This is a genomic window from Thermococcus sp. LS1, assembly GCF_012027395.1.
Classification (GTDB): Archaea; Methanobacteriota_B; Thermococci; order Thermococcales; family Thermococcaceae; genus Thermococcus.
In genome coordinates this window covers 252298-265006 of the sequence record NZ_SNUJ01000001.1, presented here as the reverse complement: position 1 = coordinate 265006, position 12709 = coordinate 252298, and the positions used below count along the sequence as shown (strand labels likewise).

11 protein-coding genes and 1 tRNA gene are annotated in these 12709 nt (G+C 54.7%); 9 read left to right on the top strand and 3 right to left on the bottom strand.

Features of this window, described 5'->3' with window-relative positions:
- Positions 1-16 precede the first annotated feature (16 nt).
- The 5 genes from E3E26_RS01445 to E3E26_RS01425 are packed head-to-tail and all read left to right on the top strand — an operon-like array spanning position 17 to position 3936.
- Positions 17-916, top strand: coding sequence for a 2-dehydropantoate 2-reductase (locus tag E3E26_RS01445; protein ID WP_167899592.1), 900 nt, complete (start codon positions 17-19; stop codon positions 914-916).
- A gap of 34 nt (positions 917-950) precedes the next feature.
- Positions 951-1598 (top strand): TIGR00153 family protein, encoded by a 648-nt coding sequence (locus E3E26_RS01440; RefSeq protein WP_167899591.1) that lies wholly within the window; start codon positions 951-953, stop codon positions 1596-1598.
- Positions 1595-2518, top strand: a complete 924-nt coding sequence (locus tag E3E26_RS01435; protein ID WP_167899590.1) for a hydroxyacid dehydrogenase — start codon at positions 1595-1597, stop codon at positions 2516-2518. Before E3E26_RS01440 ends, E3E26_RS01435 begins: the two co-directional genes overlap by 4 nt.
- Positions 2519-2578: 60 nt before the next feature.
- Positions 2579-3427 carry a fumarate hydratase gene (locus E3E26_RS01430; RefSeq protein ID WP_167900091.1) on the top strand — a complete coding sequence of 283 codons (849 nt, stop codon included), beginning with the start codon at positions 2579-2581 and terminating at the stop codon, positions 3425-3427.
- Positions 3418-3936, top strand: coding sequence for a FumA C-terminus/TtdB family hydratase beta subunit (locus tag E3E26_RS01425; RefSeq protein ID WP_167899589.1), 519 nt, complete (start codon positions 3418-3420; stop codon positions 3934-3936). The genes E3E26_RS01430 and E3E26_RS01425 overlap by 10 nt, the downstream gene beginning before the upstream one ends.
- Here the strand turns inward: E3E26_RS01425 and E3E26_RS01420 are convergent.
- Together E3E26_RS01420 and E3E26_RS01415 are read right to left on the bottom strand one after the other, a co-directional pair.
- Positions 3933-5564 carry an acyl CoA:acetate/3-ketoacid CoA transferase gene (locus E3E26_RS01420; protein ID WP_240911615.1) on the bottom strand — a complete coding sequence of 544 codons (1632 nt, stop codon included), beginning with the start codon at positions 5562-5564 and terminating at the stop codon, positions 3933-3935. The genes E3E26_RS01425 and E3E26_RS01420 overlap by 4 nt on opposite strands.
- Before the next feature lie 31 nt (positions 5565-5595).
- A complete protein-coding gene (locus tag E3E26_RS01415) occupies positions 5596-6864 on the bottom strand; it encodes an NADP-dependent malic enzyme (RefSeq protein WP_167899588.1) in 1269 nt (422 codons plus the stop codon).
- Between the two features lie 372 nt (positions 6865-7236).
- On the opposite strand from E3E26_RS01415, the gene E3E26_RS01410 reads away from it, so the two are divergent.
- From E3E26_RS01410 to E3E26_RS01400, 3 genes are all read left to right on the top strand, one after another.
- A tRNA-Ala gene (locus E3E26_RS01410) sits at positions 7237-7314 on the top strand.
- A 341-nt stretch (positions 7315-7655) separates the two neighbouring features.
- On the top strand, positions 7656-8762 hold the full coding sequence (locus E3E26_RS01405; protein ID WP_167900089.1) for a M20 family metallopeptidase: 1107 nt from the start codon (positions 7656-7658) through the stop codon (positions 8760-8762).
- Positions 8763-8852: 90 nt separating this feature from the next.
- Complete coding sequence (locus tag E3E26_RS01400) at positions 8853-10130, top strand: phosphoadenosine phosphosulfate reductase family protein (protein ID WP_167899587.1); 1278 nt, start codon at positions 8853-8855, stop codon at positions 10128-10130.
- Here E3E26_RS01400 and E3E26_RS01395 read toward each other — a convergent pair.
- A complete protein-coding gene (locus tag E3E26_RS01395) occupies positions 10125-12044 on the bottom strand; it encodes a S16 family serine protease (protein ID WP_167900088.1) in 1920 nt (639 codons plus the stop codon). The two genes, E3E26_RS01400 and E3E26_RS01395, sit on opposite strands and share 6 nt — an antisense overlap.
- A 117-nt stretch (positions 12045-12161) precedes the next feature.
- On the opposite strand from E3E26_RS01395, the gene E3E26_RS01390 reads away from it, so the two are divergent.
- Positions 12162-12707: a universal stress protein gene (locus tag E3E26_RS01390; protein ID WP_167900087.1), complete on the top strand. Its 546-nt coding sequence runs from the start codon at positions 12162-12164 to the stop codon at positions 12705-12707.
- Positions 12708-12709 lie beyond the last annotated feature (2 nt).

Sequence of the window (12709 nt, the reverse complement as noted above, 5' to 3'; positions counted from 1 at the left end):
CGGTTGCGGTGGTGAGATGAAGGTTTACGTCCTCGGTGCGGGTTCGATAGGCTCACTTTTCGGTGCCCTTCTGGCGAGGGCTGGAAACGATGTAACGCTCATCGGCAGGGAGGAGCAGGTGAGGGCGATAAATGAGAACGGCCTTCACGTCCTTGGTGTTGAAGAGTTCACAGTTTATCCTAATGCGAGCCTCTACGCCCCTGAAGAGCCCCCCGATCTTCTCATACTGGCCACAAAGTCGTATTCAACTAAAACTGCCCTGGAGTGCGCAAGGAACTGCATCGGCCCAGAAACTTGGGTGCTGAGCATACAGAACGGCCTCGGGAACGAGGAGTTAGCTTTGAAGATAACCCCAAACGTCATGGGGGGAATAACCACCAACGGGGCCATGCTGGTTGAGTGGGGCAGGGTGAAGTGGACCGGCAGGGGAATAACGGTCGTAGGAAAGTATCCTACCGGAACCCATCCCTTCGTGGAAGAGGTTGCGGAGACCTTCAACGGGGCCGGAATAGAAACGCATACAACCGAGAACGTCATCGGCTGGAAGTGGGCGAAGGCCATAGTCAACTCCGTCATCAACGGACTCGGAACGGTTCTTGAGGTGAAGAACGGCTTTCTGAAGGACAACCCCTACCTCGAGGGCATCTCCGTGGATATAGCGCGCGAAGGATGCATGGTGGCGCAGCAGCTGGGGATAGAGTTCGAGATCCACCCACTGGAGCTTCTCTGGGACACGATAGAGAAAACCCGCGAGAACTACAACTCAACCCTCCAGGACATAAAGAGGGGAAAGAGGACGGAGGTCGACTACATTCACGGAAAGATAGTGGAGTACGCGAGGAGCGTGGGGCTTGAAGCTCCAAGGAACGAGCTTCTCTGGGCGCTCATCAAGGCCAAGGAGGAGCAAAGTAGATAAACCCACCAATCGAAGTTATTGTGGGGGAGGAAAAATGCCCATATTCGGCGGAAAAGAAAGTGGGGTTTTTGATACTATTGAAAAGCACCTTGAGGTCGTCAACGAGTCCCTCGTTGCCTTCAGGGAGCTTATGATCGCTTACTTGGAGGGGGATTTTGAGAGGGCCAATGCTTTCGGAAGGGAAGTGGACCAGCTGGAAAGCAAGGCTGACCAGCTCAGGAGAAGTATAGAGACGATGCTCTACGAGGGAGCTTTTCTGCCTGCCAACAGGGGCGATTACGTCAGGCTCTCGGAGCTGGTTGATCAGGTGGCAGACGCTGCTGAAAGTGCCGCCCACACGCTCGTTCTCGCTAAGCCAAAGGTTCCTCTTGAGCTCAGGGATGGGCTCATGAAGCTTGTGGATTCCGCCATCGAGACGTACAAGATTCTCGTCGAGGCCGTCAATGCGCTCAACTCCGACGTTGACAGGGCTATAGAACTCGCAAAGCTCGTTGAAGATGCCGAGGAGAGAGCTGACGAAGTTGAGTACGACCTTAAGGGCAAGGTTTTTGAGAGCGAGACTGTCACGACCTATGCAAAGCTTATATGGAACCAGATACTGACGAAAATCGGCGACATAGCCGACCGCGCGGAGGACGCCTCCGATCAGGTCATGCTCATGGCAATAAAGAGGAGGGGATGAATGTGGTCAAGGTTTTGGTTGCCGCACCGCTGCACGAGAAGGCAATAGAGGTTTTGAAGAACGCTGGGTTTGAGGTAGTTTACGAGGAGTATCCCGATGAGAATAAGCTGATAGAGCTCGCCAAGGACGTTGAGGCGATTATAGTCAGGAGCAAGCCTAAGGTGACCAGGAAGGTCATCGAGGCGGCTCCAAAGTTCAAGGTCATCGGAAGGGCTGGCGTCGGCCTCGACAACATCGACCTTGAGGCCGCCAAGGAGAGGGGCATAAAGGTCGTCAACAGCCCGGCCGCCTCAAGCAGGAGCGTCGCGGAGCTTACCGTCGCCCTCATGTTCGCCGTTGCCAGGAAGATAGCCTTCGCCGACAGGAAGATGCGCGAGGGCGTTTGGGCCAAGAAGCAGTGCATGGGAATCGAGCTCGAAGGAAAGACCATAGGTATAGTCGGCTTCGGCAGAATAGGCTACAACGTGGCTAAGATAGCAAAGGCCCTTGGGATGAACGTCCTTCTCTACGACCCATACCCGAATGAGGAGAGGGCCAAGGAAGTCGGAGGAAAGTTCGTCAGCCTGGAGGAGCTTCTCAAGGAGAGCGATGTTGTTACGCTTCACGTCCCGCTCATCGATGCCACCTACCACCTCATAAACGAGGAGCGCTTAAAGCTCATGAAACCAACCGCCATCATCATCAACGCGGCCAGGGGAGCCGTTATAGACACCGAAGCGCTCGTCAAGGCCCTCGAGGAGGGTTGGATTGCTGGAGCTGGCCTGGACGTCTTCGAGGAGGAGCCACTGCCTGAGGGCCACCCGCTCACGAAGTTCGACAACGTTGTCCTTACCCCACACATCGGCGCCTCGACCGTCGAGGCCCAGATGAGGGCCGGCGTCCAGGTCGCCGAGCAGATAGTCGAGATTCTGAAGGGCTGATTGCCTCCTTTCTGTTAACTTTTTAAACTCTGGCTCCTATTTTTGCCCGGTGAGTGGCGATTGATTAACGAGCTGGTAGAAGCCATACGACTCGCGGTTACTCGCATTCCCGATGATACAGTTTCTGCCCTCAGGAGAGCTTACGAGGAAGAGGAGAACCCCATCGCGAGGTTCAACCTTGAAAATATCCTCAAGGCTATAGAAATCGGGAGGGAAGAGCGCATCCCCGTCTGTCAGGACACCGGGGCGCTCACCTTCTTTGTGGAGGCCGGGATAAAGAGCCCGTATCTGGGGAAGATACGGGAATGGATTCTCCAGGCGAGTATGATGGCTACCGAGGAGGTACCACTTAGGCCCAATGCCGTTGACCCTCTCACCGGGAAGAACTCTGGAAACAACATTGGATGGATGGTTCCGATAATACACTGGGAGCTCGTGGAAGGAGATAAAATCAGGATAGCGGTTTTCCCCAAGGGTGGCGGCAGCGAGAACTGCTCCGCACTTGCGATGCTTACCCCCGCGGAGGGCCTTGAGGGGGTTAAGCGCTTCGTCATCGAGAGGGTTAAGGCCTGCGGCGGAAAGCCCTGCCCGCCGGTAATCCTCGGTGTGGGCATAGGTGGGAGCGCTGATCTGGCCATTAAGCTGGCCAAGAAAGCTCTGTTGAGGCCCATCGGCGAGCGTCATCCCGATGAGAGAATAGCCAGACTCGAGGAAGATATTCTGGAGGGGGTTAACTCCCTCGGCATAGGTCCGATGGGAATGGGTGGAAAAACGACGGCCCTGGATGTCAAAATCGAGTACGCCCACCGGCATCCCGCCAGCTTTCCCGTTGGGCTGGTCGTTCAGTGCTGGGCCAACAGGAGAGCCTTCCTCGAGATAACTCCTGGAGGGGTCAGGATATGGCAGTGAAGCTCAGGACGCCTCTTTCTCTCGATGACGTCTTGGGACTGAAGGTCGGCGATATCGTCTACCTTTCAGGGGTCATCTACACTGCCCGCGATTCCGCCCACCGGAAAATCCTGAACATTCCCAGGAAAGGGCTTCCTATCGAGCTCGAGGGGGCGGTTATCTACCACTGCGGGCCGGTCGTGAGGAGAACCCGGGAAGGCTACGAGATAGTGTCAGCCGGTCCGACAACGAGCGCCAGGATGAACGTTTACCTCGACGCCATTCTAAGCCTGGGTGTCAGGGGGATAATAGGGAAGGGCGGAATGGATGCCGAGCCCTTTAAGGGCAGGGCGGTGTACTTTGCCTTCACAGGTGGGGCTGGCTCTCTGGCGGCAAAGAGTATAAAGCGTGTTGTTGATGTGCTCTGGCTCCGTAAGTTGGGAATCCCTGAGGCGGTGTGGGTTCTCGAGGTTGAGAACTTCCCGCTGCTGGTCGCCATCGATGCCTATGGAAACTCGCTCTACCGCTAGAGCTCGTCCTTCAGGCCCATCGGTTCCTCCTGGAAGAGCCTCTCGTCCATCTCCCTGAGTTTGGGGCTGACTAGGGGTTCGAACTCCATCTGGCCCAGGATGTCTTTCTCAACGTCTATACCCGGTGCGTATTCCTCCAACACGAGCCCCTTCTCCGTCAGCCTAAAGACTGCCCTCTCTGTTATGTAGATAACCTCCTGGCCTTTGCTCAGGCCGAGTTCGGCGTTGTAGACAACCTTGTAAACGCGCCTCACGAACTTCTTGACGCTCCCTTCCCTGACTATCTCCAGCCTTCCGTTGGCCACCCTCAGCTCCTTCTTTCCTGCAGTGAAGTGACCGGCGAAGAACATCCTGGGTGAGCCGTAGGAAATCACGGGGAAGCCTCCGGGACCCGGCAGGCGACCGGGAAGCAGCGAGGGATTGACGTTTCCCCTCTCGTCCACCTGCATGAAGCCCAGACTGGCGGCGTCTATTACACCACCTTCGTAGTTGGCGAACTGGTCCGGTTGGGAAATTATCGCGAAGGGCCCTATCGAAGCTCCGAAGTCCGGTCCACCAAGGGCTATGCCACCGAATGGACCGGATTCAACCGTCGTGAAAACCCAGTCGGCAACACCTTCCTCGATGGCAACTCCCGCAACCCTGTCGGGGATTCCTATGCCGAGGTTGACGAGTATCGGCCTGTTGAGTCTTTTGACGAGCTCAAGCATCTCCACCAGAATTCTCCTGGCTATAACCTTCTTCGTGCTCAGCTCCATCTTGGGAACCGAGCCGGAATCCATCGGAGGAATGACCTCTCCCGAAATCCTGGGGTCGTAGATCACGTTGGCGCTCTGCCTATGGTATTCCTGAGGAGAAACGACCACGTAGTCGACGAGAGGACCTGGAACTTTTACATCCTGAGGTTTCAGCGACGGATACCTCGCCACTCTCTCGACTTGGGCTATCACGATGCCCTTGTTTGGTTCAGCCTTTGCCGCCTGAGCGAGGTTCAGTATCTCCGTAAAGGCCCCTTCCTTCTCGGTCGTGACGTTGCCTATCTCGTCCGCGGTGGTTCCCCTTATGAAGGCAACGTTCGGCTTCGGGGCACGGTAGAAGAGGTATTCTTCACCACCGATTTTGACCCTCTCAATCCAACAGCGCCTCTTCTTCCTCGCCAGTTCATTGAGGTAGCCGCCGTCCTCCCGCGGGTCTAGGAAGGTTCCCAGTCCAACCTTCGTCAGGACTCCTGGAATTCCCCGCGCAACCTCGCGGAAGAACCATGAGGCGGTACCTATTGACCAGGTGTAGCCTTCAACCCGGTTCTCCTCGATGAGCTTCTGTATGTAGGGTGACCAGCCGGGATACGTCACGAGCATTCCGGCTAGGAAGTCCTGGTTTTTCTCGTGGTAGAGCTCCTCTAAGATTCTGTCGAGAACCCTGCCCGGGGCGGTTGGAATCGGGTTCACCTCAAGAAATATGCCCTTTGGGTGACCCGTCTCCTTGTAGCGCTCGAAGAGCTTGAGGAGAAGGTATTCTGGTGCGACGAGCAGGTTGAATCCTGAAACGGCTATAACGGCTTTATCTGGAACGGCCTCAACGGCTCTCTCGGCATCGACGACCTTCATAAGCATACCCCCGCCGCTCATTGTTCCATTTAGAGCGGCGGGGCTTATATGCCTACCGTCTCGCGTTGAGCCTCTCTATCTCCTCATAGAACCTCCTCCAGCGGCGCAGGTTTTCCTCCACTTCCTCGCCCTTAACCTTTCTCCTCGCGACGCCCTCCTTCATAGCCTCCTCCGCAACGGCCCTGGCGACCTTCGGATGGACATCCGGATGAAACGGTGACGGGATTATCTCTTCCTCGCGTGGCTCTATCACTGAAGCCATCGCCTTTGAGGCCGCTATTATCATTCCGTCCGTAATGGTTCTGGCCCTAACGTCGAGGGCTCCCCTGAATATCGCCGGAAAACCAAGGAGGTTGTTCACTTGGTTGGGATAATCGCTCCTCCCGGTTGCAACTATTCTCGCTCCTGCTTTCTTGGCATCCTCGGGCAGAATCTCCGGAACCGGATTTGCCAGCGGGAAAACTATCGCGTCATCGTTCATTTTCGCTATCCATTCGGGCTTTATCACGCCTGGCCCTGGCTTTGTGAAGGAGATGAGCACGTCAGCACCTTTCAAAGCTTCCTCCGGGCCGCCCTCAAGACCTTCACCATTCGTTTTCTCAAGCAACCCGCCGCGGTATGGGAAGAGTTCCTCCAGCGGCATGTCTGAGGTTAGTATCCTCGGCTTGCCATCAACCAGCTCCACAACGCGGACGTTCTCGAGCTTAACGCCAGCGGAGGTTATTATCCTCAGCGTTGCAAAGCCAGCAGCTCCAGCTCCAAAAAGTGCCACGGTTATCTCGCTAAGCTTCTTTCCAACAACCTTGAGAGCGTTTATCAGGCCTGCCAGCACAACGGAGGCAGTCCCCTGCTGGTCATCGTGGAAGACTGGGATCTCGAGCTCTTCGCGGAGCCTCTCAAGGATGTAGAAGCACTTGGGCGATGCTATGTCCTCGAGGTTTATCCCGCCGAAGGAAGGTGAAACTGCCTTAACGACTTCGATGAACCGATCCGGGTCCTTTTCGGCTAAAACGAGTGGGAACGCGTCAACACCACCGAAGGCCTTGAAGAGGAGCGCCTTGCCCTCCATTACCGGTAGTGCCGCGGAAGGCCCGATATCTCCGAGGCCCAGAACCCTCGTGCCATCGCTCACAACGGCCACAGTATTGCACCTGTTGGTGTACTCGCAGGGGTCTTCGCCCTTCGCTATCGCCCTCGAAACTTCTGCCACGCCCGGGGTGTAGGCGAGGCTGAGGGTTTCCCTCGTGAGCGGAACCTTGGGGATTATCTCAATCTTCCCGTTGCCGGGGAAGTTGTTGCGGTGAAAGTCAAAAGGATGCATGACACCACCGGGAGAATTTGGCAGGTGGAAGTTAAAAGCTCTTTGTTCTAATATTTGTTTTAACCCTTGCATGTTAATTCATTCCATGAAGACTCCTGGGCGGAGATAGACTGCATCTCTGTTTCAAAATTGTAAGTTTAACGTGGGTTTAACTCAAAAAGCTGGCGAGTGAAGAAGTTTCTCCTCCTTTTAACGCCCGAAAGGCGTTATACTTGCAGCAAACCGTTATAGAACGAGGGCTATGCAGTAAACCAATCAAGAAATAGTCGACTTTAAGAAGCGGAATGCAACCTTTGATGAAACTTTGCTGGGCAAAGTTTCTGATATACCAAAACTTTTTAAAGCTGGGTCGGGTTCACTATAACCGGGAGTGGGCCGGTAGCTCAGCCTGGTACGAGCGCCGCCCTCGCAAGGCGGAGGCCGCGGGTTCAAATCCCGCCCGGTCCACCAAAAAACAAACTTTTCTGTCGAAAAGTTTGATCAAAGTTGGCATCTCATTCTAAGTTGCCCACTTCTAAGCGAGTTTACATTTAAATTGTCACTCTTCAGGGTTTACGCATCAAAATAATGCCCCTCTGGGCATTAGGGGGAAACCTCTTAACTTGCCAGCTTTTTGAATTAAACTCACTTTAAATTGGCAAGCTTAAAAAAGATGCAAACTCATTTCCTGCCCGTTTAGTGAGAAGTTTATCCTTTGATCAGACTTTGTCCCACAAAGTTTGCCTGCACAAGCAAAAGTGTTTGGGAAAGGGCTTTAAGATGCTTGCCATTTTTAGTCTTTGGTGATCCTCATGGAGTTTGAACTCCTCAAGAAGCTCGTCTCCATTCGCTCTCCCTTTGGCGAAGAAGGAGAAATCTCCCGTTTTATTGCCTCGTTTCTTGAAGAGCACGGCTTTAGGGTGGAGCTCCTCCCGGTTGAAGGCTTTGGCGACGACGTGATTGCCTATCTCCCTGGTAAGGGTCACACCGTTGTTCTGAACGGACACATGGACACCGTGAACCTCTCGAAGGACTGGACAAGGAACCCCTGGGGCGAGCTCGACGGCGATAGGTTCTACGGCCTCGGCAGTGCGGACATGAAAGCCGGCCTTGCCGCCATCATGACTGCCTTCATTGAGATGGCTGAGCTTCCGAGAAGAGAGCGGCCGAACATCATATTCACCGCCGTCTCCGACGAGGAGGGCTATTCCCGGGGAACCTGGAAGCTCATAGAGAGCGGAAAACTTAGTGATGCCGACCTCGTGCTAGTCGCCGAGCCCACTAACGAGAAGCTGATGCTCGGCGCGAGGGGACGGTTCGTGATCCAGGTTGAGGCCTTTGGAAGAAAGGCCCACGCAGCCCGGCCGGAGCTTGGAATAAACGCTGTTGAGGAGCTTGGGAAACTCGTTGGAAACCTCTCGAGGATACGTCTCAAGAGGCACAGGAAGCTCGGCACGGGCTCGTACTGCACGCTCCACATCGAAGGAACCGCCGACGGCCTGAGCGTTCCCGACTATGCGAAGGTGATAATAGACAGGCACGTTGTCGTTGATGAGGATTGGGAAAAAGTCAGGGGCGAACTCCTAAAACTTGCTGAGAGGCTCGATCTAAAAGTCGAACTCAACATAGAGAGGTTCCCGAGGCCAACTCCTGAGATGCCGCCCTACACTGTGAGGGAAAATGGCCGCTTTGTGAACCTCTTCAAAAAGATTCACGGCTCGCTCTTCGGAAGGGAGCCGGAGATAACTTACGGCAGGAGCGTCGGGGACTTCAACTACTTCGGAACATATCTGGGCAAGCCAACAATCGTTTACGGGCCCATTGGAGGGAACTGGCACTCCGCCGATGAGTGGGTGAGTGTAGAGTCACTGAGGAGGGTTAAGAAGGTCTACGTGGAGTACCTGAAGGCTCTGGCATAGCCTCAGGAAACCGGTCTTCATCACGGCTCAGTCCAAGGAGTTCTCGTCATCGGCGGCAAAGGTTTTAAGCTTCCCCTAAAATCTTTTTCTATGTTCCACGTGATGGCCAGGGCAAGGAAAGACGCCAAAGCCCTTCAGTACATAAACGAGCGCAACTACGGGAGTTTTCTAAAGGTTTCGGGCCTCGGCGGCGGAAGGACTCTTGGGGAGGTTGAGAATGTCCTCAAAGAACTCCTGAGGGACCCCTACATTCCTATTCTGCTCTTCGGCGAGAAGGAGAAGGATTTGATGGAAGATGTTTTGCCGATCCTTCGCGAGACTGGAAAGCCCTTCTACGTTTGGCTCTTGAGAACCAAGCGCGTCAGAAACATGCGCGTCGATGAGCTCTACGGCCACCTGGAGGAGATAAAGGCCAGATTCAGACTTGGAATCGAGTGGAGTGGCGCTTACAGGCTCAATCCGGATAATCCCTTCGGCATCGAGATAAACCCCGACTACGACATCTACCTGGCTCTCGGCGAGGACTTTAGAAAGGCGATGAAAGGCATTCTCGACGTTGAGCTGGGAGAAAACTCCCTCGTTCTTAGAAAACTAATGAACCAGGAGGTCTACTTCTCCGGTCCGAACAAAGTTGCCGAGGTCAGCAAAAAGCTCGGCGTTCCGACTGAGGTTCTCTGGAGATGTCCATGTCCAGAGGACGTTTCCCTTGAGAGTCTAATAGAGCTCAACCGGGATTACATTGATGCCTTTGCAGAGGCGAGCAAGGCCTTCCTGCGGCAGTTTGAGGATTATGACATCATCGTCCCATGGAGCGGTGGGAAAGACTCGACTGCCACACTGATACTGGCCAGCGAGGTCTTCAAGGACGTCACGGCTATCTACGTCAGAATGGAATACGAGATGCCGCTCACGGATGAATACGTTGAGAAGCTCGCCAGAAAACTTAAAATCAACTTAGTCCGCGTAGATGTTCCGATGCCGCTCGATGAGTTCGGCATGCCGACCCACAGGGACCGCTGGTGCACGAGAAAAAAGGTGGAGGCACTCTACAAAGCGGCAGGTGAGTTTGAGAGGCCGCTTCTGGTGGTCGGCGACCGCGACGGGGAGAGCGCAAGGAGGAGGCTTAAACCTCCGGTCATCGAGAGGAAGAACGATATCCTCGGAAAGTTCCTTGAGGTCATGCCCATCAAGTTCTGGAGCGGAATGATGGTTCAGCTCTTCATCATCATGCGCGGTTTCGAGCTGCACCCACTGTATTACGAAGGCTTCTACCGTCTGGGCTGTACAGTCTGCCCGAGTCTTGCAGAATGGGAGGTTGAGCTGTTAAAGAAGAGGGGAGTGAAGGCCCTCCCCGCGGGCTATTCATAGCTTTTTACCAACGGCCGCTCCGACGATGAACGCTCCAACGAGGAGCGCTATTACCAGTCCGTCGCTTAGAGCCTTTGATGTTGACGTTGCTGAGTCCGTTGCAGTTTTGGAGTCCGTTGAGGTCGGAATCACTATCTGGGGAATGCCCGTGGTGTTGTCCTGCGGAACGCTCACTGGTGTCGGTGGCGCGCTGAGGAAGAGCCCCGCGGTTTCCTTTGCGTACATGTAGAATATCATCGCCGTCTGAATGTCCTCGGGGCTTCCGTTCTCCTCGTAGCTCTCGGCGAATTCGTAGTAGGCTATCGCAAGGATGGGCGTTACTCCCTGGCTCTGCGCCAGCCCTATGGCAGTCCTGGCGTCGTTTTTCATTCCCTGAAGTTTGTCGAGAAGTATCGTCTGGTTGTCTATGCCCAGCGTGTCGAGGAAGACCTCAGCCCTGACGCGCGCCTCCATTGCTGTGAAGAGCGCCGCGGAGTATTTTCCGTCCTCGTAGTACTGCTCCGCCTGGATGATGCTCTGGGTGAGGTCGTTGCCTATGACGTCGCCGTACATGGATTCAATGTAGGTGACTATTAGGTTCGAGCTGTCTATGTAGTCCCTCGCCGTGGTCCTGACTATTTCCCTGCTTATGACTTCGTTGCCCGCGAATCTCTCGCCGAGCCGGGCCCAGAATACGGCTGTCTTTGCCCTCTCATACGCAAAGGCGGCATCCCCAACGGCATTCCAGTAGTCATTGCTGTAGTAGTACTTCCAGGCCTCGTCGAGTATGCTCTTTGCCTGCTCAACCCTCTCCTCGGCGGCGGCCACCGCCTGGAGCATCGTAGTGCCCCTTATCGTGACGTTGGAGACTATCCTCTCGGAGGCGTTTATCTGGGAATCCACGGTTTTCAGAATCTTCTGGACGTCCTCAGGACCCTTAACACCCAGGTACCAGTCCACGTGGCGGATTATTATCCTCGCCTGGAAGTCCTTGCTGAGGGTGGTGTAGTACCTTCCGTCGTCGAGAGCGCTCTTTGACTGGTTCAGTATTCCAGCGGCCTCGTTGAGGGCCTCCATAAGGGTCGTGTAAGTCGCGTAGTTCACGTCGCTCTTCTTCAGCCTCTCCAGGGTCTCCTGGTAGTAGGCAGTTGTGTTCTCGTAGTCCTTCAGAGCATCGTCCCTGAGGAATGAGGTGTCTATCTTGACGTAGGCCGGAGCCTCTGGCCTCGGAATTCTGTGGCCGGTGAAGTAGTAAACGGCGTCGTAAATGTCTTTAATCTCGATTACCTGAAGGCCCCAGCGCTCCTTGGCGTACTCGACGACGTCGACCTTCTTGGTCTGGGTGTTTATCTCGACTATTCCCCCAATCTCTCTCTTCTGGGTCTCTTCAACGTACTGAATCCTCTGGCCTTGGGGAATGAGAAATACCTCCGCACCGACGTCATGAGCGGCGGCGGCCTTTTCAAGTATCCCGCCAACGGGCCCTATGGTTCCGTCGGGGTTTATCATGCCCGTCATCATGACCTTCGGGTTGACCTGCCAGCCCTCAAGGGCCGCGATTATTCCGACGGTCATAGTTCCTCCCGCTGAGGGGCCGCCTATGATTGGAGAATCGGCCTTTATCTGAATGAAAACGTCGTACTTGCTCATGTCAACGCCTAGAACCTTTCCGGCTATCTGCGCCGCAAGTCTCGCGCTCGCCTGCATGTCCACTTCCGCCAACGGCCACGTCTCGACATAGACGTGTCCGCTTCCCGGGGCGACGGTTATGACGAAGTCCGTGGCAACACCAACGAGCTCTCCCTCGGCAGTCCTTGAAACGGCTGGAGCTTTGAGAACCACCGTGTGCCCTTCACTGGGACATTGAGCTGCTGTGAAGGACGCGAACGGCAGCAGAAGCATTAGTATTAGCAGCGAGACTACTGCCTTTTTCATTTTTCTCACCCGGATTTTAGCTCGTTAAGGCATAATAAAGCGTTTGTGGTTCAACCCTCTAAAATGGGCGGCAAAAAGCTTAAATCACCTCTTTATCCTCCCAGGTTGGGGGTGGCTATGGACATCTTCAGCAAACTCATCGCGAAGAAGTTCAAGAACATCGCGGGCGACAGGTACGAGGAGATAGCGAAGCGCTATCGGGAGTTTCTTCTCCTGCCTGAGGAGTTCGTTCTTCCGGAGATAAACTCGATTCTGATTCCCATTGACCGCTTTGCCCATGAGATTCCACCCGAGCTCTACGAAACGCTTGAGGCCTACGCTGGGGCGTCAGTTACACTTGTTTATGTCTCTGAGAGCATGGCATTCAGAATGATTGAGCAGACCCTCGGAAAGCTTGAGGCCGAGAAACTGAAGATAGCTGAAAGGACGCTGGGGGAGAAGATGCTCGCGGAGATAGCGTCTGGCCTGGATGATATCGGTCTGAGGGTAAGCAAGAGGCACATATTTGGGAGCAAGAGCGACGCCGTTATCAAACTCGCCGAAGAGTTTGACCTCCTTGTGATCTCGCGAGGCTATGGCTCGGAGATAACCAAGATGTCCCCGCTCAGCCCGGTCGTCCTCAAGATAGTCCAGCACGTGGTTAAGCCGACGATAATCTATTAGGT